Below are 22487 nucleotides of genomic sequence, written 5' to 3'. Positions count from 1 at the left end.
GGGCAGGAGCACTATCTACAATAGAGGCTCTTGGCCTTAGGAGCTCAACAGCTTCCTGCTCTCCCTCGATGATCAGTCGAGAACTATGGCGCGGTGAGGCGCTAGAGTCGAGATACAAGGAGCTCACGAGCACCGCGAGGCAGCGATGGCGGTTTATCTGACACGCCGCTATCGCTGGCCTCGTAACCTCGGTGAGCTCCTACAGATCCGATGTTTGCCGCGAGAAACCGGGATGTTCCTACGCATATCCACCTTTGCGGTCCAAAGGCAGCCAATCAGCCAAGCTTGTTTGCCAGCCACGCGCCGATGTCAGAAATCTCCTCCGGTAACACTTGGTGTTCCATTGGGTATTCCTGCCATGTCACGGTTACGCCTTGAGCCTTTAAACACTCATAAGCTGCAAGCCCCATGGATTTCTGTACGACATTGTCGAAGGTGCCATGCAAACAACACACCGGGATGCGTCGCTGACTGTCTGAGAGCTGTAGCTGATCACCGAATGTCGGGGCGTAAGTGGACAGGGCAAGTACCCCACCCAATGGACCCTGCCAGCGTTTGAATGCGGTATGCAGCACCACCGCGCCACCTTGGGAAAACCCTGCAAGGAAGATCCGTGCCGGGTCGATTCCGCTGTTGCGCTGGCCTTCTATAAGGTCCAGAACGGTCTGCGCAGAAACTTCCAATTGGTCGTGATCAATAGCGCGGGCGGGGCTCATGGCCCTGATGTCGTACCAACTCGGCATCTCATAGCCGCCGTTGATCGTCACGGCCTGGGTCGGTGCCTGAGGCAGGATGAAGCGGGTTGTGAGCAGCGATTCCTGAAGCGCTTCAGCCACCGGCATGAAGTCATAGCGATCTGCGCCAAGGCCATGCAGCCAGATCACGCATGCGTCAGGAGTGTTTACAGGTTCGAGAATCAGCGGGTTGGTCATGAGTGCTCTATCCGGGTGCGCTCGCTCTTTTGCAGTGCGTTAATGCGGTGCGCGTGTTGTTAAAAATGAAAGAAGATGTCGCAAGGTTACAAGTTTTTCTCTTGACCTGTCGCTAATTCGACATCGCCACCATGCTGGTACGGCGTTTGCTATGAAAAACCGGGGAGTGAAGCGCTTACCTTGATCGGTAACACTATTGTGCTATTACCGATACTCAACAGGGGCAAGCACGGAGTCCATGCATCAGGATTTGCGGCACGGTTCATCCTGTACCGGATTGGTTCAGGAACATCATGGGGCTTGAATCCTGTAGGCCGTCTAAGATCATGAATGCGAGCGATGAGATGACCTCACGCCCGGCTTATGAACTGGCCTAAAGTCGGATGACCCAAAAATAAGCCAGCACGGGTTGTCAATGCCTCACAAGGGTGCGACGGGATTGAAGCGCCTAAACAACAAAGAGCAAAACTGGAGGTTTGAATGAAGATGTTGAAATCCACCCTGGCCGTAGTAGCCGCTGCAGCAGCCCTCGGCGTGAGCAGTTTCGCTCAGGCGGGCGCAACACTGGACGCCATTCAGAAGAAAGGCTTCGTACAGTGCGGTGTGAGCGACGGTTTGCCAGGTTTCTCCGTTCCTGATGCTACCGGCAAGATCACCGGTATCGACGCCGACGTCTGCCGCGCTGTTGCTGCTGCCGTTTTCGGTGACGCCACCAAAGTAAAATTCAGCCAGCTGAACGCCAAAGAGCGTTTCACCGCGCTGCAATCGGGCGAGATCGACATCCTGTCGCGTAACACCACCTGGACCAGCTCCCGCGATTCGGGCATGGGTCTGGTATTCGCTGGTGTGACTTACTACGACGGTATCGGCTTCCTGGTAAACAACAAGCTGGGCGTCAAAAGCGCCAAGGAACTGGATGGCGCGACCATCTGTATCCAGGCTGGTACTACCACCGAACTTAACGTTTCCGACTACTTCCGTTCGAACGGTCTGAAATACACCCCGATCACTTTCGACACCTCCGACGAAAGCGCCAAGTCTCTGGAAGGCGGCCGTTGCGACGTGCTGACCTCCGACCAGTCGCAGCTGTACGCACAGCGCAGCAAACTGGCCAGCCCGGCTGACTACGTGGTTCTGCCAGAAGTCATCTCCAAAGAGCCTCTGGGCCCAGTCGTACGTAAAGGCGACGAAGAGTGGTTCTCCATTGTGAAATGGACCCTGTTCGCAATGCTCAACGCCGAAGAAGCCAAGATCACTTCGAAAAACGTTGAAGCTGAAGCCAAAGCGACCAAGAACCCTGACGTTGCCCGTATGTTGGGTGCTGACGGTGAATACGGCAAAGACCTGAAACTGCCGAAAGACTGGGTAGTGCAGATCGTCAAACAAGTCGGTAACTACGGCGAAGTGTTTGAACGCAACCTGGGCGAATCGACCCCGCTGAAAATCAAGCGCGGCCAGAACGCTCTGTGGAATGCCGGCGGCATCCAGTACGCTCCACCAATTCGTTGATTGACCCGACGCCCGACAGCTTTTACAGGCTGTCGGGCGTCGTTTTGTTTCATTTTTCCTGGGGCACTTCATGGAAAAGCAAATCGTCGCACCCAAGCAAAAGCTCTCTTTGAGCGATCCAAAAGTGCGCGCGTGGTTATTTCAGATCATCACCGTACTGGCGGTGGTCTCGTTGGGCTGGTTCATGTTCGACAACACCCAGACCAACCTCCAGCACCGTGGTATTACCTCGGGTTTCGGATTTCTTGAACGCAGTGCCGGGTTTGGCATTGCGCAGCATTTGATCGATTACACGGAAGCGGACAGCTATGCCCGCGTGTTTGTCATCGGCTTGCTTAACACGCTGCTGGTGTCGGTCATCGGTATTTTTCTGGCCACGATCCTGGGCTTCATCATCGGCGTCGCACGCTTGTCACCCAACTGGATGATCAGCAAGCTGGCGACGGTCTACGTCGAAGTCTTCCGTAACATCCCGCCGCTGTTGCAGATCCTGTTCTGGTACACCGCTGTCTTCCTGACCCTGCCGGGTCCAAGGCAGGCGCACGGTTATTTCGACATGTTCTTCATCAGCAGCCGTGGTCTGAACATGCCGAGCGCTATTGCCGCTGAAGGTGCCTGGCCGTTCGTGACCAGCATCATCGTGGCCATCGTCGCTATCGTGGCAATGACCCGTTGGGCCAACAAGCGCTTTGAAGCCACTGGCGAGCCGTTCCACAAGTTCTGGGCCGGTCTGGCGCTGTTTCTGGCGATCCCGGCCTTGAGCATGTTGATTTTTGGCGCACCCGTGCATTGGGAAGTGCCAGAGCTCAAAGGCTTCAACTTTGTTGGCGGCTGGGTACTGATCCCGGAACTGATCTCCCTGACTCTGGCACTGACGGTCTACACCGCAGCGTTCATCGCAGAAATCGTGCGTTCGGGTATCAAGTCGGTCAGCCACGGTCAGACGGAAGCAGCGCGCTCCCTGGGTCTTCGCCCTGGACCTACGCTGCGTAAGGTCATCATCCCGCAGGCACTGCGCGTGATCATCCCGCCATTGACCAGCCAATACCTGAACCTGGCGAAGAACTCCTCGCTGGCGGCCGCTATTGGTTACCCGGAAATGGTTTCGTTGTTTGCCGGTACCGTGCTCAACCAGACCGGTCAGGCCATCGAAGTTATTGCCATCACCATGAGCGTGTACCTGGCGATCAGTATCAGCATTTCCCTGCTGATGAACTGGTACAACAAGCGCATTGCGCTGATTGAGCGGTGAGGAAACGCGCATGACTACTCATACTTTCAAACCTGACATGCCACCACCGGGCAAAGTATTCGGCCCGGTAGCGTGGATGCGGCAGAACCTGTTCTCCAGCTGGATCAACACGCTGCTGACCTTGTTCTCGCTGTACTTGATCTACCTCGTCGTGCCACCGATCCTGAGCTGGGCATTGCTGGACGCCAACTGGATCGGTACGACACGGGCCGACTGCACCAAGGAAGGCGCCTGCTGGGTGTTTATCCAACAGCGCTTCGGTCAGTTCATGTACGGCTACTTCCCGACCGAACTGCGCTGGAGGGTGGACCTGACCGCCATTCTGGCGATCGTCGGTGCGGCCCCGCTGTTTATCTCGAAGTTTCCGCGTAAAGCGATTTACGCCATTGGCTTCCTGATCATTTACCCGATTGTTGCGTTTTACCTGCTGAGCGGCGACGCGTTCGGTCTGACCCACGTGGCGACCAGCCAGTGGGGCGGCCTGATGTTGACGCTGGTGATCGCCACTGTCGGTATCGCCGGTGCGTTGCCTCTGGGTATTTTGCTGGCGCTGGGTCGTCGTTCCAACATGCCTGCGGTGCGCGTGGTGTGTGTGACGTTCATCGAGTTCTGGCGCGGCGTGCCGTTGATCACCGTGCTGTTCATGTCGTCGGTGATGTTGCCGCTGTTCATGCCGGAAGGGATGAACTTCGACAAACTCTTGCGAGCCTTGATCGGCGTGATCCTGTTCCAGTCGGCGTACATCGCCGAAGTGGTTCGGGGCGGTATGCAGGCAATCCCTAAAGGTCAGTACGAAGCTGCCGCGGCCATGGGCCTCGGGTACTGGCGCAGCATGGGCCTGGTGATTCTGCCGCAGGCGTTAAAGATGGTTATTCCCGGCATCGTCAACACCTTCATTGCCCTGTTCAAAGACACCAGTCTGGTGATCATTATCGGCCTGTTCGACCTGCTCAACAGCGTCAAGCAAGCCACCGCCGACCCGTCGTGGTTGGGTATGGCCACCGAGGGCTACGTCTTCGCGGCCCTGGTGTTCTGGATCTTCTGTTTCGGTATGTCCCGCTATTCCATGCACTTGGAACGTAAGCTGGACACAGGCCACAAGCGTTAGGAGTTTTGACATGAGTGAAGTTATCACCAAGCCTCTGGGCGCCGAAGGCATGATCCGGATGGAAGGCGTCCATAAATGGTACGGCCAGTTCCACGTGCTCAAGGACATCAACCTGAACGTGCGTCAGGGCGAGCGTATCGTGTTGTGCGGCCCGTCGGGCTCGGGCAAATCCACGACCATTCGTTGTCTGAATCGCCTGGAAGAGCACCAGCAAGGCAAGATCATCGTCGATGGCACCGAACTGACCTCGGACCTGAAACAGATCGAAACCATCCGCCGCGAAGTCGGCATGGTGTTCCAGCACTTCAACCTGTTCCCGCATCTGACCATTCTGCAGAACTGCACACTGGCCCCGATGTGGGTGCGCAAGATGCCGAAGAAGAAGGCTGAAGAAATCGCCATGCACTACCTGGAGCGCGTACGCATTCCAGAGCAGGCGCATAAATTCCCGGGCCAGCTATCCGGCGGTCAGCAACAGCGTGTGGCGATTGCCCGTGCGCTGTGCATGAAGCCGAAAATCATGCTGTTCGACGAGCCGACCTCGGCACTCGACCCGGAAATGGTGAAAGAGGTTCTGGACACCATGGTCGGCCTGGCAGAAGAAGGCATGACCATGCTTTGCGTAACCCACGAAATGGGCTTCGCCCGCACCGTGGCCAACCGCGTGATCTTCATGGACAAAGGCGAAATCGTCGAACAGGCTGCGCCGAACGACTTCTTCGACAATCCACAAAGTGACCGTACGCGTCTGTTCCTGAGCCAGATTTTGCATTGATTGGTTGAGTGACGGACTGAAAAACCCGGACCTTGTGTTCGGGTTTTTTATGGGTGTCAGGGAAAGGATGGAATTGGCATTCAACAGGTAGGAGCGAACTTGTTCGCGAGGCGGTGTATCTGTTCACACCGACCCCAGAGTTTTTTACCGATCTCTTCAGCCGTCTTATTGGTCTGTTGCTTGGTTTTAGACATAGAGTGTCGGCAGATAAGATAAGTGGCAGCCAAAGACGAAAAGTAGATTAAATGTCAGGCTGGTCATGATTGTTTATCCTTCGCTCGTATGAAAGTACTTTGATAAGTGCGGCGGAAAAGTTATTTTAGTTTTTTCATTTCTGATTTTCTCTTGATTCCATGATGAACAACTGTCCCGAAAAGCCACATAGCCAAGAAAAATATATAGATTATCGCTTTTGCGAGATTTCGCCATGGTGACGTTTGGACGTCGAAATCGGTAAACCTATCAAGTAAAACTATTGTCATGATGGCGCAGTAGATAGTAATAACCAGCAAAATCCAATTTGGGCGTAAGCCTCGTAATATGTTTCGGAGTTTTTTTCCAGCTGGGTTTAATACGCGATGGCGTTCTTTTAAAAAGTTAGGGTTGTAACGCTTAGCTCTATGGTGTTTGTACGTGATGTAGGTTCCAGTTGCTACTAAAGTCAAATATAAGGTCGCTACCAAGAATGTATGTGTAGGCATATCTACCGATTCGGTAGGAATTACTTGGATTAGGAGGGCGACAATTATTACAGTGTAGAAAACGGAAGTCGCCAGTATGATTGTCGTCCATTTTGCGAAAAAAAGGCCTCGATTTATAGTAACGTCAAGTAAAGTCATGAAGCTGTTGCTGAATGCAAATGAGGGAGATGTGTCGTGGAAAGCTTTGGAGTCGAGCATGCCAATATAACGGCAGTGAAAAAAAGAAAAGACAAGGCCTAAAAAAACTATCCAGGAATTTTCGAAAGTTTCTATTAGCGGGAATTTTCCTACCATGAAAAAATTCACCTGTACCAGCGCTAATGTAATGTTGTAAATAAAACCCAGCTTGAACAGAAGTCCGCGGTGACGAGCTTTTGATATGTATCCTGATAGCAGGAGTGAGGGTACGAAGCACGTTATGCTTAGGCATAAATAGCTTAGGTGTTGAAGTGTTGAACTCATTTTATTTTGCCACTCGTCTAGCATGCCTTTCGTCGTGATTGTGCCGGCCGCAGCATCAATTCCCAGTACTGTTTTAGAGGCATGATGCGGATAGTAGCACGGTTATCGATACGTACAGGATGTAGAACCACAGGTGTTCCATTGTATATCTGTTTTTTAAAGTGGCCTTCCAGGCTTATTGGGGTTTTTACGTAAGGCTATTTTTTTTTGGTCCAAAACCAAATGTCGCCTTCAGTGGGGAGTGCATAAGCGTGTGCCAAAACCATGAATAGCGACAGCCATCCCATGGGCTCGCGCTCGTATACCCCAAGGAACGGCAGAGCCCCTGTTTCGAGGAAGCGCCAATGTGAATAGCTAAAAAAAATACTATATATAACCGCGGCAACTGATTTTGCCTGAGTGTAGTTTTTTCCACTGAAAGAAAATTTCGCCCATAAGGCGGGCAAATAGACTGCCAAGCAACCAGTGACGAAAACGAGATTGAATGTCAAGCTAGTCATTTTGTTTCTTCTTCTCCTCACGCATGTTGTGTGTGGTCGATATGTCCGCGCCGACATCAATGCCCAAGATTCCCTTGTGGGTTTGTTTTAATGCGATTTCTTTGTCAGCTCGAATATAGCGGTACAGTCGCCAAGACTCTTTTTTGGGTAGCGTCTTAAATAATCCCCAGCCAGACATTATCAAGTCTGCACCCCCGTAAGCCATGTTGCCCTCATAGTCACTACCGCCAAAGATGCGCGAGACTGCCTGATAGCCGTCTCTCACGGGGCCCTCGGTATCGGTTCTACCCTCTAGTATGTTATTCCCGCTTTCGTAGATGTTGTTTGCACCTTGGGCTGCGATCAAAATTCCGAAGCCACATCCAAATCCGACGGTCCCACCGCACATAGCCGCGCCGCCTGCGACTTGTAAGCTCCCTGCTAACAAGCCAAAAACCTGTTTGCTATATGTTCCAACCTGACTGAGCAAACTCTCCTGCTCACCCTCCAGCGCCTTCACTCCCTCCGCAACACTCTTCCTCCCACCCTCAACATCCCGAACAATCCCCTGAGCGTAATACGCCACTTCCCGATTAAATTGCAGCCGCAACATACCGTCCTGAATATGCTGCATGCTCAACGTGCAAGCGTGATTCGTCAGCGCAACAGCCGCCTGTCTAAGCTGCTTATTCTCGGAAGTCTTTGATTTGGGATCTGCCATCAGGACTCGCCCCAATAGCTATAACCACTGGTCCCTGCGGCGTGGTGGGTCCAGCTGATGTCGCCGTAGCGGATGGCGAGTTGTTCGACGGGTTCGGCGTCATTATCGAGGGTGACGTGAGGCGTCTGGACAAGCAGATTTTCAATGACCGCTTCCTTGATCTCGACGCTGTAGAACTTCTCTTGGCTGCCATTGGGCGTGGTGCGGTAGAAATCGATCTTGCAGGTGATGGATTCCCGCTGCGCCAAGGCCTGGGCCAACAAGGGCGAGGACTTGTCGATATTCTTGGTGATGACGACGGGCATATGCGTGGCGCGGTCGATGTTGGCGACGTTGGCCATCTGGTGCGTGTAGGACAGCACCATGATTTCGTTCAGGTGTGCTTCCTGGCATTTATTACCCATGGACTCCGGGGTCGAACAGCCTGCGGAGATATCGCCCTGTTCTTTGCCCTTGATAGTCATGTAGATGGGATGAGCCATGATTGATCGTCCTGAAGTAAATGGACGACCATTTTATGGAGGGGGGGGCAAGGGTTATGTAGGGCGTTTCTGTGATTGTTGAAGGGCGTTGCGCGTAGGCGTCGCCCTGGTGTTCCTGACACCACGCTGTCGCGAAGCAGCATGAACCTTGTAGGAGTGAGCTTGCTCGCGATTCGATTTTTGTTTCGATAAATTGTTGCCTGACCTTACGCAATCGCGAGCAAGCTCACTCCTACAGTAAAAAGTATTCCAAATCAGGTAGTTATATTTTGTTTGATAGGAGTTGCCGAAGGTTTCTCGGTGCTGAGCAGGGATTTCTCCACCGCCCCACGGGCCATATCAATCAAGTGCACCACCGAAAACGCCAAGTCACGTTTGCTGCCGCTCAGGTGGTCGGCGGATTCATAGGCAGTGGCGGATGCGCAACGTAGCAGGTCGGCGGCGTGGGCCATGGATTGGGTGGCTGAATCGGTGTTGGTGTTGGGCATGTACAACTTCTATTGGATACGGAGCCAGCACACCTCGCTACTAAACGAAGGGTGGCGGCTGTGCAGCAGGTTAGTAGACCGGACAATAGGAAAACCGGCGCACCCGAAGGTGCCCTGCGCACAGCCACCGTAAAGGTGAACACCTGTGCGCCTATTGGTCCGGGCTACTAAACCCGATCGCTGATGTGCAGCGACGGAGGCAGCCTAGTGAGCCGGATTGACAGGCGCAAGTGAGGGACAAGTTTCTCGGAAAGGTCTAGCAGGGGGAAGGGATCAGGTCTGGCAAATGTGTTGCGGCAAGTGGCTTCAGGGCAGAAGCAGGGCTGATGATGTTTCCAGTGGCGCGCAAATCTGTGGGAGCTGGGCTTGGTCTGGGCGGCATTCCGACGATGAACGATAATTCATTGTAAGGCTTGACACCTTATCGCCCATATCGCGGGCAAGCCTCGCTCCCACAGGTTCTCTGTTTAGCGCTCTATAGTGCTGTGTCAGAGACATCTCACAGGAGATCGCATTTCAGTTCAGGGCTGTATTCAATCCGCGCGAAACTTGTATTCGTTGCTGTTCTCCAACACGATGCACCTTTTTGGCGCTCTGCGCCGCTCCACCACCTGCCCCGAGAAAACAATGACGACCAAGGCGCCATCGGCGAGCACGACCCCGCACAACCCTTCCTCTGTAATGAATCGGCCATGGCTGTTGCTGCTCGGGCTGGTGCTGGTGGCGCTGAACCTGCGTCCGGCGCTGGCAAGTATGGCGCCGCTGCTCAGTAGTGTTTCCAGTAGCCTTGGGCTTTCATCTGCTTCGGCGGGGCTGCTGACCACTCTGCCGGTGTTGTGCCTTGGGTTGTTCGCGCCGTTGGCGCCTCGACTGGCACGGCGCTTTGGCAGCGAGCAGGTGGTGCTGGGGATTTTACTGACCTTGGCCGCCGGTATCGTGTTGCGTAGCCTGTTCGGTGAGGTCGGGCTTTTTGCGGGCAGTGTTCTGGCTGGCGCGAGTATCGGAGTGATTGGCGTGCTGCTGCCGGGGATCGTTAAACGCGACTTCCCCAGGCAGGCCGGTACGATGACCGGCGTGTACACCATGGCTTTGTGTCTGGGCGCAGCCTTGGCGGCAGGTTCAACGGTGCCGCTGACTCAGTATTTCGACGATAACTGGGCCGTCGGCCTGGGCTTCTGGATGATTCCAGCATTATTGGCGGCATTGATCTGGTGGCCCCAGGCTCGGCAAAAGCACGACGTGAACCAAGTGACCTACCGCGTGCGCGGCCTGCTGCGCGATCGCCTGGCCTGGCAAGTCACTCTTTATATGGGCCTGCAATCTTCGCTGGCCTATATCGTTTTTGGCTGGTTGCCTTCGGTGCTGATCGGCCGGGGCATGAGCCCGACGGATGCCGGATTGATGATGTCCGGGTCGATCATGGTCCAGTTGATCAGCGCATTGACCGCCCCTTGGCTGGCGACTCGCGGGAAGGATCAGCGCCTGGGCGTGGTGTTGGTCATGTCCATGACGCTAGCCGGGTTGTTTGGCTGTTTATATGCGCCAATCGACAGCCTGTGGGGCTGGGCTATTTTGCTGGGCTTGGGGCAGGGTGGTGCTTTCAGTATCGCGCTGACGCTGATCGTGTTGCGGTCTCGTGATTCCCATGTTGCGTCGAACCTGTCGGGTATGGCCCAAGGCATCGGGTACACCATCGCCTCCATCGGTCCTTTTGCTGTGGGGATTGTGCATGACGTCACCGGTGGTTGGGATTCCATTGGCTGGATCTTCGCAGTGCTGGGCCTGTCGGCCATCGTCGCGGGTCTTGGTGCCGGGCGAGCGCTTTATGTGCAGGTCAGTAGCGAAAAAGTCTGAGTCGAGCCATTTGTCTCGCTTATGCCCATGGCAAAACCCGCGATTGCCGCTTATCGTGCAGGCACCTTTTGCTCCAATGGACCTGCATGCATGAGCGACGAAGACAAACGCCTGATCAATAACGCGCTGATTACCCGCTTCTACGAGGCCTTCAACCGCCTGGACGCAGAAGCCATGGCCGCGTGTTATACCGATGACGTGCTGTTCAGCGATCCGGTATTTGGTGAGCTACGTGGTCAGCAAGCCTGTGACATGTGGCGCATGCTCGCTTCGAGAGCCAAAGACTTCTCCCTGACCTTTGATAGCGTCCGCGCTGACGAACGCAGCGGCGCAGCGCATTGGGTGGCGACGTACCTGTTCAGCCAGACCGGCAACACCGTGGTCAACGATATACAGGCGCGCTTCGTGTTTCGCGACGGCAAGATCGCCGAGCATCACGATCAATTCGACCTGTGGCGCTGGTCCCGACAGGCACTGGGAGCCAAAGGCTTGTTGCTGGGCTGGACGCCGTTTGTCCAGAACGCCATCCGCGCCCAGGCACAGAAGGGCCTCAAGGCGTTTCAGGCCGGGCGTTGAGCCTCTGGTAGAATCTCGTCTTTCGCACCCTTTGATCTGTTGTCATGCCTGAAGCCTTGTCCTCATCCGTCAACGAGACACCCGAACCAGCGGTCAGCAAACCCTGGTTCGTGTACTTGGTGCGCGCTGAAAACGGCTCGTTGTACTGCGGCATCAGCGACGATCCGCAACGCCGTTTCGCCGCCCACCAAAGTGGCAAAGGCGCGCGCTACTTCTATTCCAGCCCTGCGGTGGCGCTGGTGTATATCGAGCAGTGCGTCAGTAAGGGCGAAGCGCTACGGCAGGAGCGCTTGATCAAGAAGTTGAGGAAGAGTGCGAAGGAGTGTCTGGCCGCGGGGTATTGCCCTGCGCCTTGACCATAATTCTCCGGACTTACGTAATCTGTAGAAGTGAGCTTGCTCGCGATAGCAGTGCATCAGATAAATGATGGGTGTCTGACCCACTGCTATCGCGAGCAAGCTCACTCCTACAGATTTATATCTTTTCAGGCATTCCAGCTGGAGGTTACGACAGCGGTTGTCTGACACATGGTTGTTCGCATCCTGCGGCAGCTCCTACAAAAGCCTGCGTTTTCGATCACTCGCTGTGATGATTTGCCATCATTGTTGTCGGGTAGGCTCGCTGCCTGGACCCGGTTAAGCTGCTGGCTTACCTTCTGCCGGAAAGCCAGCCATGACCGACATCATCCTCCACCATTACCCCACCTCGCTGTTCGCTGAAAAAGCGCGCTTGATGTTGGGTTTCAAGGGCCTGTCCTGGCGCTCGGTGAACATCCCTTCGGTCATGCCAAAACCCGATCTGACAGCGCTGACGGGTGGCTACCGCAAAACGCCGGTGCTGCAGATCGGCGCTGACATCTATTGCGACACAGCGCTGATGGCTCGTCGTCTGGAGCAGGAAAAGACCTCGCCTGCATTTTTCCCGGAAGGACAGGAGTTTACGGTCGCCGGATTTGCCGCGTGGGCGGATTCGGTGATGTTCATGCACGCCGTGAGTCTGGTGTTTCAGCCTGAGTCGCTGGCGGTCCGCTTCGCCAAAGTACCGCCTGAAGCAGTGAAAGCCTTCGTCGCTGATCGCGCTGCGTTGTTCCAGGGGGGCAGTGCAACTCGTCTGCCCGTCGAGCAGGCCAAACATCAATGGCCAACGTTGATGGCTCGGCTGGAGCAGCAACTGGAGCGTCGCGGCGACTTCCTGGTTGGCGTGCCCTCGATTGCCGATTTTTCGGTTGCTCATACTCTGTGGTTCCTCAAGCAAACTCCGGTGACTGCGCCGCTGGTTGATGCCTACCCTGAGGTGGCGGCCTGGCTGGGCCGCGTGTTGGGCTTCGGTCATGGTGCGCCGAGCGAGTTGAGTTCGGCTGAGGCGGTTGAGATTGCTTTGAACGCGACGCCTGCTGCATTGCCGGATGAGCAGTTTGTTGATCCTAATGGCTTCAAGGCGGGGGATTCGGTGACGATTTCAGCCATCGATTACGGCGTTGATGCGGTCGAGGGTGAGCTGATATTCAGTGGGCTTGAAGAGCTGATTCTGCGTCGTGAAGATGAGCGGGCGGGAGTGGTGCATGTGCACTTTCCGCGGTTGGGGTTTCGGATCGAGAAGCGCTGAGAGCTTGGCTTGAATCTATCTGTGGGAGCGAGGCTTGCCCGCGATACTGGCACCTCGGAGGTCAGGGTAAACCGCGTCGATTTTATCGCGGGCAAGCCTCGCTCCCACAGGGATTTATTTAGCCCTGGATTTCTGCGATCACTTCAACGCCGCCAATATCGCCTCTTCGCTGAATCCCTGATGATCGTGCCATTCACGTCAATCAACGGGATGCCACGCCCACCCAGTGCCTCGTAAGCCTTGCGGCCCTCGTCTGACTTCTCGATGTCATATTCCTTGAACGGAATACCTTTGCTGTTGAGAAAACGCCGCGTCTGTTTGCAGTAACCGCACCACTCGGTGGCGTACATCACTACTCGGGCCTGCGTTTGGTACTTAGCAGATAAAAGGTTATGCAGGTGGCGCATAGCTATAAAATATATAACAACTCGCAGTTAATGTAAGTCCAAAATAGTATATTGGTTGTTGTTGGCGGCAGTGGACAGGGGGGCGGGTGTAGGCGTAATTTTAGATTGTAGAGATGGGTAAGAAAGCTAGTAAGTCCAAGTGCGGGTATGTATAAAATGAAAGCAGGAAACTGGCAAGTCGTTACCGAAAATACTATTTCTTACGTAGAGTTTTATTTTGAAGAGCCTCAGCCCTTATTTGATTCTGATCCAAGTTTGTTCGTTGATGGGATTCGGTATGAGGCTGAATGGTTGCACGACCGTCAATCATTGAGGGCACCCGTCCCCGATCAGCAGCTCTACGGGATAAAAGAAGTTTTGCCCCCCTCTTTATATTTTCGTTCCCTTCGGAAGGCGCGTAAGTTAACCCCAAAAAAACGGAAAGTGAGTGGTGATATCCTGCCCCGCGTGATCGCGCCGGATGCGCTTTCGCACGGAAAATATAATGTTATTCGTCACGATTACGACTATGGTGATGAGGTGTTGTTGTTGCCCGGCGGTACTACGCCTGTGGAGTTCCGTGCAGCGGTATATATGCCCGAGGATACAGTTGAGGCTCATTCTGTAATAGTCTTTGTTCATGGAGTGCATTGGGCATGCTACAACGAGGAAAGCCATGATTTTTTCCAATGGCCCTGCAGAGCAGGCTTTGTACCTAAGCCTAGTTATGAAGGTTACGCTGAGTTAGCTTATGCGCTTGCCAGTCAGGGTTACGCAGTTGTATCTGTATCTGCCATCGGCCTGTTGCGTGAAAGTCAAGATGACAGCCTTCGTCGAGGACACCTGATTTTGGCCCACCTTGATTTATTAGCCGACGCCAACAATGGTACTCACCCTGAACTTTCCTTCCTGACAGGTAAACTGGATCTACAAAATATAGGCCTCATGGGGCATTCCCGCGGTGGGGAAGGGGTCGCGAGAGCGATTACCCTGAATAAGGTTCTTGATAAAGGCTACGGTATACGTGCTGCTGTGCTGCTGGGCACCACTGCTTTACAAGACATCGCTATACCTGACACGCACACAGCGTTCATTCTTCCATTTTTAGACGGTGATTGTATCGAGCTGGATGGCCAGTGGGTATCTGACCTGTCTCGCTATGCTTTTGACGATGATGTATTGCGCAGCTCCGTTTTGATGTTGGGGGCAAACCATAATTTTTACAATTCGATGTGGTCCCCCGGGATTGTTGGAGGTTTCGATGATGCAGATGAAACATGGGGCGAAGTTGAGGTAGAGCGGTTGACGCAAGTAGAGCAGCGTCTGCTAGGCTCTTTTTACATGGGGGCTTTTTTTCGGCTGATCTTGGGGAGAGAGCAGCAATTTCTCCCGTTATTTGATGGTTCACTTGTAAGGTTACCCATATTGCCAACAGCAGAAGTGCGCAGCTCTGCACATTTTCCAGCCTCAAGTCGATACGTGATTCAAAGCTTTGAAACCCTTTACGGCGAAGACACTTCCCTGATGCCTGGAAACTGGATGTGGGATGTTAAACAAGGAGTCGGTGAAATAAAAATGAAAGCCCCCATCGGGAGTGCTCCCTACAGATTACGATACGCGCACGATAATTTACATAGTTATCTAAATCTCAAAAGTGAGACCCCGCTAGCCCCTGCAGAACTCGAATTGCATACCCCTGAGGGCGGCGATCCTGTAGATATCTCGATCTATACTCATCTGAATTTTCACGTTGCGCTTTTGCGGGGAGAAAATCCTGAAGAGTATGTTGAACTTAATCTGAGTGTAGGGGGGGCTACCGTTGATCTCACCAAAACCATATCTTACATTCGGTCAGTTCCTGAAATAATTCCAGGTGTAGAGACCTTTCTTCAGCAGCAGGTTTCGGTACCGCTCACAGATTTCCCTATTGATCTGTCCAAGCCAGTTGATAGTGTGTTAATCACATTGCCTCAGGGTGGGAATATTTATCTGTCTGATATCGTCTTCGTGAAACCTTCCTTGGGAAGTATTTCATCCATTGATCTACCCTTTATCAGTCTCATGGGGGATATGCCCATTGTAGCAACGGGAGATGAGCAAGAGTTGGAAGTTCAAGTTTTTCTGTCAGGGCGGGCGTTGTCAAGAGTCTCGTTTCGAATTGAGTTTAATATAGATCATAGCAGTGAAGGGATGATGCATTTTTCTGAACGTGGGGAACTGCAGCCTGGAGAGCAATCTACAACGGTGACTTTTACAATACCCGCCGGTGGTTTCGGATCCATGTATGTCGGAGTGGGTGAAGATGGAAGTTTTCATTACATTGCAACAGTTAGTTTACGTGCCTTGTCGAACGCCGTGCTTGATCGTGCTTCTACGAGATTCATGATAACGCCTTTTCCCTAAGCTCTATGAATTGTCTTTTTCACCAACAAGATACCGCTTTGGCCTATAAGGCGCGATACATCCAATACACAGGTTTTAAATGGCCGGATACTAGTAGGCGACGAAGTATTATCTCTCATGGTTGCAGGTACCATGGGGCTCTCGAATCACTTCAACGCCGCCAATATCGCCTCTTCGCTGAATCCCCTGATGATCGTGCCATTCACGTCAATCAACGGGATGCCACGCCCACCCAGTGCCTCGTAAGCCTTGCGGCCCTCGTCTGACTTCTCGATGTCATATTCCTTGAACGGAATACCTTTGCTGTCGAGAAAACGCCGCGTCTGTTTGCAGTAGCCGCACCACTCGGTGGCGTACATCACCACTCGGGCCTGCACCTGAGTTTGCGCAGGGATCGCATCCGAGGGATTGAAGAAGTGCTCGATCTTGCCCCAGTTCTGATAAACCACGACGACCAGCATGATCAGGGCGAACTTCTTCAATGTGCGTAGCAACATGCTCGTGTGTCCTTATCGGCGCTTGAGCTGATCAGTCAGTTGCGTCGGCAGGCCCTTGATGATCAGCGTACCGGCTGCTTCGTCGTATTCGATCTTGTCGCCCAACAGGTGCGCTTCAAAGCTGATCGACAGGCCTTCTGCGCGGCCTGTAAAGCGGCGGAACTGGTTTAGGGTGCGCTTATCCGCAGGGATTTCCGGCGACAGGCCGTAGTCTTTGTTGCGGATGTGGTCGTAGAAGGCACGCGGGCGCTCTTCGTCGATCAGGCCGGAGAGTTCTTCCAGGCCCATGGGCTCGCCCATTTTGCTCTGGCTGCTGGCGTAGTCGACCAGCGTTTTGGTTTTTTCACGTGCAGAATCTTCCGGCAGGTCTTCGCTTTCGACGAAGTCGCTGAACGCCTTGAGCAGGGTGCGGGTTTCGCCCGGGCCGTCGACGCCTTCCTGGCAGCCGATGAAGTCGCGGAAGTATTCCGAAACCTTCTTGCCATTCTTGCCCTTGATGAACGAGATGTACTGCTTGGACATCTTGTTGTTCTGCCACTCGGACACGTTGATCCGCGCTGCCAGATGCAACTGGCCAAGGTCCAGATGGCGCGACGGGGTCACGTCGAGGGTTTCGCTCACGGCCACGCCTTCGCTGTGGTGCAGCAGAGCGATGACCAGGTAATCAGTCATGCCCTGTTGGTAGTGAGCAAACAGTACGTGGCCGCCGACGGAGAGGTTGGATTCTTCCATCAGCTTTTGCAGGTGTTCTACTGCAACCCGGCTGAATGCCGTGAAGTCTTTGCCACCGTCCATGTATTCCTTCAGCCAGCCGCTGAACGGATGCGCGCCTGACTCGGCGTGGAAGAAACCCCAGGCCTTGCCTTGTTTGGCGTTGTAGCTCTCGTTGAGGTCGGCCAGCATGTTCTCGATGGCTTGAGACTCAGCGAGTTCGGAGTCACGTGCATGGAGAACTGCGGGCGTACCGTCGGGTTTCTTGTCGATCAAGTGGACGATGCAATGACGGATCGGCATGGGTTTCTCGGCTGGTTGTGAGCGGGATACTGACGAGCGGCGCTGCTCGATTTACGGCGGGCAGTGTAACGCACCCGAGGCGTGAAACGAGGCTGTAACCCTTGGTTTTAGCTCTCATGGGGTGTCCGAACCGCTTTTTTTCGGTTCAAACGGGAGAAACCTGTCCAATCGGGTAGGTTAGTGCGGATATTTGCTCGGCTCTGTGCTAGTTTTGCCCCGTCTTGCGCAGCATAGCGCGCCAAGCACCGCAGTTTGTGTGCGTTTGGGCCGAACCAATGCCCGGTTTCAGTATCTACACTTCGCGATTAATCGTGGCTGCTACTGGAGGGTCGGGTTCATGATCCGGCTCCAGGCCGACGCTGCACTCTGCAATCCAAATGAATTTGATAGGGAAGGAACACCACCATGGCTCTGACTAAAGACCAATTGATCGCCGATATCGCAGAAGCTATCGACGCGCCAAAAACCACCGCGCGTAATGCTCTTGAGCAATTGGGCCAAATTGTTGCCGACCAACTGGAAAACGGCGCTGAAATCACTCTGCCGGGCATCGGCAAACTGAAAGTAGCCGAGCGTCCAGCTCGCACTGGCCGCAACCCTTCGACTGGCGCTGCCATCGAAATCGCTGCCAAGAAAGTCATCAAGTTCGTACCAGCTAAAGTGCTGAACGACTCGATCAACAAGTAAGCCTACGCTTGCTGTTGAAAAAGCCGTGCACCGGTTAACCGGGCACGGCTTTTTTGTGGGTCAGATTTGCAAATGCTGGAGTGGAATGCATTCCCTGTGGGAGCGGTGCTTGCCCGCGATAAGGCTGGACGCAATTCACTTTAGATCGCGTCCTGCCTTATCGTCGGAATGCCGCCCAGACCAAGCACCGCTCCCACAGGGGATTGCGTTACAGCAGGCTCAGTTTCTTTACACCCAACGCTCTTGGCGCCACGCCTCTTGTCTGGCCTTGTCATGAAAGGTCCACGCTACGAATCGGCTCTGCTTTTGGCCCTGGCCCATCTCGATCACCTGGCTTTCAAACACGCCTGCTTTCTTCAGTGTGCTTTGAATCATCGGCAGGTTGGATGCCTTCGACACCAGTGTGCTGAACCACAACACCTGCTTCGCCACTTGGGTGCTTTCTTTGATCAACTGCGTGACGAAGCCGATCTCGCCGCCTTCACACCACAGTTCCTGCGATTGCCCGCCGAAATTGAGCACCGGCAGTTTGCGTTTCGGATCTGCCTTACCCAGTGCGCGCCATTTCCGCTGGCTGCCGCGCTGTGCCTCTTCCAGTGAGGAATGGAAGGGCGGGTTGCACAGGCTCACGTCGAAGCGTTCATCGTTGTTGAGCAGGTCCAGCAGGATTTGCTTGCGATTGCTTTGCTGACGCAGGCTGATGGCCTTGCTCAGGTTGTTGGACTTGATGATTGCAGTGGCAGCGGCAACGGCGGTCGTGTCGATCTCCGAGCCCAGGAACTGCCAGCCATAGTCGCTATGACCGATCAGCGGGTAGACGCAGTTGGCACCGGTGCCGACGTCCAGTGCCTTGATCGACGCGCCGCGAGGAATTACGCCTTCGTTGCGCGCTGCCAGCAGGTCGGCGAGAAAGTGCAGGTAGTCGGCGCGGCCTGGAATCGGCGGGCACAGGTAGTCGGCCGGGATATCCCAGTGGGCGATACCGTAGAACGACTTGAGCAGCGCCCGGTTGAACACGCGTACGGCGGCAGGGTTGGCAAAGTCGATGCTTTCCTTGCCGTACGGGTTGGTGATCAGGAACTGACCCAGCTCCGGGCTGCTTTTGATGAGCTTGGGAAAGTCGTAATGGCCTTGATGGCGATTGCGCGGGTGCAAGGTGGCCTTTTCACGGGGCTCGGCAGGTTTGCCTGGCTGCGCCGGTTTGGGCTTTTTGCGGGGTGGTTTTGGGGTGTTCGGGATGGTCATGGGGTCAGATTCTGTGAGGAAGGCGACCCCTGTAGGAGCTGCCGAAGGCTGCGAATGGGTCTAAACCCTTGCAGCACCTTTGAAGCTACCACCGCTTCGCAGCCTGCGGCAGCTCCTACAAAAAATATGCGATAAAAAAGGGAGGTCGCGATGGACCTCCCTCTTTATTCATCGCTGTGTTTACAAACTCGCAATCCGCGCATGCTGCTCGGCCAGTTTGCCCAAAGCCTGTTCGGCTTCGGCCATTTTGGCGCGTTCCTTGGCGATGACTTCCGGCGGCGCCTTGTCGACGAACGCGGCGTTGGACAGCTTGCCGCCCACCCGTTGCACTTCGCCTTGCAGACGCAGGATTTCCTTGTCCAGACGCGCCAGCTCGGCATCTTTGTCGATCAGACCCGCCATTGGCACCAGCACTTCCATTTCGCCTACCAGCCCGGTGGCTGACAGCGGAGCTTCAGCGCCTGCTTCCAGTACGGTGATGGATTCCAGCTTGGCCAGTTTCTTCAGCAGGTAATCGTTTTCCTGCAGGCGACGCAAGTCTTCGGCGTTGACGTTCTTGAGGAACAGTTGCAGCGGCTTGCCCGGACCGATGTTCATTTCGCCACGAATGTTACGGGTGGCGAGCATCAGGCCCTTGAGCCACTCGATGTCGTCTTCGGCGGCCTGATCGATGCGTGCTTCGTTGGCCACTGGCCAAGGTTGCAGCATGATGGTTTTGCCTTCCGCACCTGCCAGCGGCGCAAGGCGCTGCCAGATTTCTTCGGTGATGAACGGCATGAACGGGTGCGCCAGACGCAGCGCAACTTCCAGCACGCGAACCAGCGTACGGCGAGTGCCGCGTTGACGTTCCACCGGCGCATTCTCGTCCCACAGCACTGGCTTGGAGAGTTCCAGGTACCAGTCGCAATACTGGTTCCAGATGAACTCGTACAAGGCCTGAGCGGCGAGGTCGAAACGGAACTGATCCAGTTGACGGGTCACTTCGGCTTCGGTTCGCTGCAGTTGCGAGATGATCCAGCGATCAGCCAGGGACAGCTCGACTTCTTCGCCGTTCTGGCCACAGTCTTCGCCTTTGTCCAGCACGTAGCGTGCGGCGTTCCAGATCTTGTTGCAGAAGTTGCGATAGCCTTCAACGCGGCCCATGTCGAACTTGATGTCACGACCGGTGGATGCCAGTGAGCAGAAGGTGAAGCGCAGGGCGTCGGTGCCGTAGCTGGCGATGCCGTCGGCGAACTCGTCGCGGGTCTGCTTTTCAATCTTCTTCGCCAGTTTCGGCTGCATCATGCCGGAGGTGCGTTTCTGCACCAGATCTTCCAGCTCGATGCCGTCGATGATGTCCAGCGGGTCGAGGACGTTGCCCTTGGACTTGGACATCTTCTGGCCCTGGCCATCGCGGACCAGACCGTGCACATACACCGTCTTGAACGGTACTTGCGGCGTGCCGTCTTCGTCTTTCACCAAATGCATGGTGAGCATGATCATCCGGGCAACCCAGAAGAAGATGATGTCGAAACCGGTGACCAGTACGTCGGTGGAGTGAAAAGTCTCCAGCGCCTTGGTTTTTTCCGGCCAGCCGAGGGTGGAGAACGTCCACAGGCCCGAGCTGAACCAGGTGTCGAGTACGTCGTTGTCCTGTTGCAGCGCAACGTCGGGACCGAGATTGTTCTTGGCGCGGACTTCGGCTTCGTCGCGACCGACGTACACTTTGCCGGACTCGTCGTACCAGGCCGGGATACGGTGGCCCCACCAGAGCTGACGGCTGATGCACCAGTCCTGGATGTCACGCATCCACGAGAAGTACATGTTTTCGTATTGCTTGGGCACGAAGGCGATGCGGCCGTCTTCGACAGCAGCAATGGCCGGTTCAGCCAGAGGCTTGGTGGATACGTACCACTGGTCAGTCAGCCACGGTTCGATAATGGTGCCGGAACGGTCGCCTTTCGGGACTTTCAGGGCGTGATCGTCAACGCTGACCAGCAGGCCTGCAGCGTCGAACGCAGCAACGATCTGCTTGCGCGCTTCGAAACGGTCAAGGCCTGCGTATTCGGCAGGCAGGGTGCCGTCCACGGTTTCGTTCAGGGTGCCGTCGAGGTTGAACACCTGCGCAGCGGCCAGCACGTTGGCGTTCTTGTCGAAGATGTTCAGCAGCGGCAGATTGTGGCGCTTGCCGACTTCGTAGTCGTTGAAGTCGTGGGCCGGGGTGATTTTCACGCAGCCGGTGCCGAATTCAGGGTCGCAGTATTCATCCGCAATGATCGGAATACGGCGGCCAACCAGCGGCAGCTCAACGAACTTGCCGATCAGTGCTTTGTAACGTTCGTCTTCCGGGTTAACGGCGACGGCGGCATCACCGAGCATGGTTTCCGGGCGAGTCGTGGCAACGATCAGGTAATCCAGGCCGTCAGCGGTTTTCGCGCCGTCAGCCAGTGGATAACGCAGGTTCCACAGGAAGCCTTTCTCGTCGTGGTTTTCCACTTCGAGATCGGAAATAGCGGTGTGCAGCTTGGTGTCCCAGTTGACCAGACGCTTGCCGCGATAGATCAGGCCATCTTCATGCAGGCGCACAAAGGCTTCTTTAACCGCATCGGACAGGCCGTCGTCCATGGTGAAGCGCTCACGGCTCCAGTCGACGGACGAGCCCAAGCGACGGATCTGACGGCTGATGTTGCCGCCGGACTGATCCTTCCATTCCCAGATTTTTTCCAGAAACTTGTCGCGGCCCAGATCGTGGCGGTTCAGGCCTTGAGCTTCGATCTGACGCTCTACCAGCATTTGTGTGGCGATACCGGCATGGTCGGTGCCCGGCTGCCACAGGGTGTTGCGACCCTGCATGCGGCGGAAACGGATCAAGGCGTCCATGATCGCGTTATTGAAACCATGGCCCATGTGCAGGCTGCCGGTGACGTTCGGCGGCGGGATCATGATGGTGTACGAGTCACCCGCGCCCTGCGGGGCGAAGTAATTCTCGGATTCCCAGGTTTGATACCAGGAAGTTTCAATAGCGTGCGGCTGGTAGGTCTTGTCCATGCGCGGCGGGAACCTATTGCTGTAATTCAGGAAAGCCGACAAGTATAGCGGGGATGAACGGCTGGGCGTAGAGCGGGGCGATAATGGGCTGTAAAAATTAGAAGGCAATTGTCGGGCGCGGACTGCTGCGGTGTCTGTGACACCGCGCTGTCGTGAAATTAACGCAGTCGTATGTGGGAGGTTCTATGTTTGCCCGCAAGTTGACGTGGGACCGGCTTTAGCCAGGAAGGCGGCGTTTCTGACGACAAATATCTAGTGAATGTACTGGCCTCTTCCCGGCTAAA

Annotated in this window: 18 protein-coding genes and 2 pseudogenes; 10 read left to right on the top strand and 10 right to left on the bottom strand. The window is 54.9% G+C overall.

Translation table 11 applies throughout. From position 1 onward, the window contains the following. Positions 1-275: 275 nt before the first annotated feature. Positions 276-932, bottom strand: a complete 657-nt coding sequence (locus CKW31_RS25815; RefSeq protein ID WP_095101378.1) for an alpha/beta hydrolase — start codon at positions 930-932, stop codon at positions 276-278. 480 nt (positions 933-1412) lie between these two features. On the opposite strand from CKW31_RS25815, the gene CKW31_RS25810 reads away from it, so the two are divergent. From CKW31_RS25810 to CKW31_RS25795, 4 genes are all read left to right on the top strand, one after another. Further along, complete coding sequence (locus tag CKW31_RS25810; protein WP_087268989.1) at positions 1413-2441, top strand: amino acid ABC transporter substrate-binding protein; 1029 nt, start codon at positions 1413-1415, stop codon at positions 2439-2441. 70 nt (positions 2442-2511) lie between these two features. Beyond that, on the top strand, positions 2512-3693 hold the full coding sequence (locus CKW31_RS25805) for an amino acid ABC transporter permease (RefSeq protein ID WP_095101376.1): 1182 nt from the start codon (positions 2512-2514) through the stop codon (positions 3691-3693). 10 nt (positions 3694-3703) lie between these two features. Then, entirely contained in the window at positions 3704-4801 is a 1098-nt protein-coding gene (locus CKW31_RS25800; RefSeq protein ID WP_095101374.1) for an amino acid ABC transporter permease, read from the top strand. A 10-nt stretch (positions 4802-4811) separates the two neighbouring features. After that, on the top strand, positions 4812-5576 hold the full coding sequence (locus tag CKW31_RS25795; RefSeq protein WP_027900712.1) for an amino acid ABC transporter ATP-binding protein: 765 nt from the start codon (positions 4812-4814) through the stop codon (positions 5574-5576). Between the two features lie 314 nt (positions 5577-5890). On the opposite strand, the gene CKW31_RS25790 is transcribed toward CKW31_RS25795, so the two are convergent. From CKW31_RS25790 to CKW31_RS25770, 4 genes and pseudogenes are all read right to left on the bottom strand, one after another. Next, positions 5891-6571 carry a hypothetical protein gene (locus CKW31_RS25790; RefSeq protein ID WP_141230187.1) on the bottom strand — a complete coding sequence of 227 codons (681 nt, stop codon included), beginning with the start codon at positions 6569-6571 and terminating at the stop codon, positions 5891-5893. A gap of 660 nt (positions 6572-7231) precedes the next feature. Beyond that, positions 7232-7939, bottom strand: a complete 708-nt coding sequence (locus CKW31_RS25780) for a DUF4225 domain-containing protein (RefSeq protein WP_095101368.1) — start codon at positions 7937-7939, stop codon at positions 7232-7234. After that, the gene (locus tag CKW31_RS25775; RefSeq protein ID WP_095101366.1) at positions 7939-8421 is read right to left on the bottom strand and encodes an Hcp family type VI secretion system effector; all 483 of its coding nucleotides are present in this window, start codon (positions 8419-8421) and stop codon (positions 7939-7941) included. Before CKW31_RS25775 ends, CKW31_RS25780 begins: the two co-directional genes overlap by 1 nt. 254 nt (positions 8422-8675) lie before the next feature. Continuing rightward, a pseudogene (locus CKW31_RS25770) lies at positions 8676-8888 on the bottom strand (DUF6124 family protein); the annotation flags it as partial. A 648-nt stretch (positions 8889-9536) separates the two neighbouring features. Between CKW31_RS25770 and CKW31_RS25765 the strand changes: the two are divergent. From CKW31_RS25765 to CKW31_RS25750, 4 genes are all read left to right on the top strand, one after another. Beyond that, entirely contained in the window at positions 9537-10763 is a 1227-nt protein-coding gene (locus tag CKW31_RS25765) for a CynX/NimT family MFS transporter (protein WP_095101362.1), read from the top strand. A gap of 90 nt (positions 10764-10853) precedes the next feature. Beyond that, on the top strand, positions 10854-11339 hold the full coding sequence (locus CKW31_RS25760; protein WP_095101360.1) for a nuclear transport factor 2 family protein: 486 nt from the start codon (positions 10854-10856) through the stop codon (positions 11337-11339). A 44-nt stretch (positions 11340-11383) separates the two neighbouring features. Next, the gene (locus CKW31_RS25755) at positions 11384-11695 is read left to right on the top strand and encodes a GIY-YIG nuclease family protein (protein WP_095101358.1); all 312 of its coding nucleotides are present in this window, start codon (positions 11384-11386) and stop codon (positions 11693-11695) included. A gap of 316 nt (positions 11696-12011) precedes the next feature. Continuing rightward, positions 12012-12944: a glutathione S-transferase family protein gene (locus CKW31_RS25750; protein WP_095101356.1), complete on the top strand. Its 933-nt coding sequence runs from the start codon at positions 12012-12014 to the stop codon at positions 12942-12944. Positions 12945-13082: 138 nt separating this feature from the next. On the opposite strand, the pseudogene CKW31_RS25745 reads toward CKW31_RS25750, so the two are convergent. Continuing rightward, a pseudogene (locus tag CKW31_RS25745) lies at positions 13083-13309 on the bottom strand (glutaredoxin family protein); the annotation flags it as partial. Positions 13310-13507: 198 nt separating this feature from the next. Between CKW31_RS25745 and CKW31_RS25740 the strand changes: the two are divergent. Continuing rightward, a complete protein-coding gene (locus tag CKW31_RS25740; protein WP_141230186.1) occupies positions 13508-15733 on the top strand; it encodes a hypothetical protein in 2226 nt (741 codons plus the stop codon). Positions 15734-15879: 146 nt separating this feature from the next. Here the strand turns inward: CKW31_RS25740 and CKW31_RS25735 are convergent, their stop codons facing one another. Both CKW31_RS25735 and yejK read right to left on the bottom strand, forming a co-directional pair. Further along, positions 15880-16230 (bottom strand): glutaredoxin family protein, encoded by a 351-nt coding sequence (locus CKW31_RS25735; protein WP_095101352.1) that lies wholly within the window; start codon positions 16228-16230, stop codon positions 15880-15882. A gap of 12 nt (positions 16231-16242) precedes the next feature. Beyond that, positions 16243-17244, bottom strand: coding sequence for a nucleoid-associated protein YejK (gene yejK / locus CKW31_RS25730; RefSeq protein ID WP_027900722.1), 1002 nt, complete (start codon positions 17242-17244; stop codon positions 16243-16245). A 405-nt stretch (positions 17245-17649) separates the two neighbouring features. On the opposite strand from yejK, the gene CKW31_RS25725 reads away from it, so the two are divergent. Then, positions 17650-17931, top strand: coding sequence for an HU family DNA-binding protein (locus CKW31_RS25725; protein WP_027900723.1), 282 nt, complete (start codon positions 17650-17652; stop codon positions 17929-17931). Positions 17932-18159: 228 nt separating this feature from the next. Here CKW31_RS25725 and rlmF read toward each other — a convergent pair whose 3' ends face one another. Together rlmF and CKW31_RS25715 are read right to left on the bottom strand one after the other, a co-directional pair. Continuing rightward, positions 18160-19176, bottom strand: a complete 1017-nt coding sequence (gene rlmF, locus CKW31_RS25720; protein ID WP_176469986.1) for a 23S rRNA (adenine(1618)-N(6))-methyltransferase RlmF — start codon at positions 19174-19176, stop codon at positions 18160-18162. A 180-nt stretch (positions 19177-19356) separates the two neighbouring features. Then, complete coding sequence (locus tag CKW31_RS25715; RefSeq protein WP_095101350.1) at positions 19357-22203, bottom strand: valine--tRNA ligase; 2847 nt, start codon at positions 22201-22203, stop codon at positions 19357-19359. Positions 22204-22487: the final 284 nt, after the last annotated feature.

It is taken from the genome of Pseudomonas sp. Irchel 3A5 (assembly GCF_900187575.1).
Classification (GTDB): domain Bacteria; phylum Pseudomonadota; class Gammaproteobacteria; order Pseudomonadales; family Pseudomonadaceae; genus Aquipseudomonas; species Aquipseudomonas folii.
The sequence above is the reverse complement of the archived record's forward strand: the minus strand, read 5'-3'. Positions and strand labels throughout refer to the sequence as shown.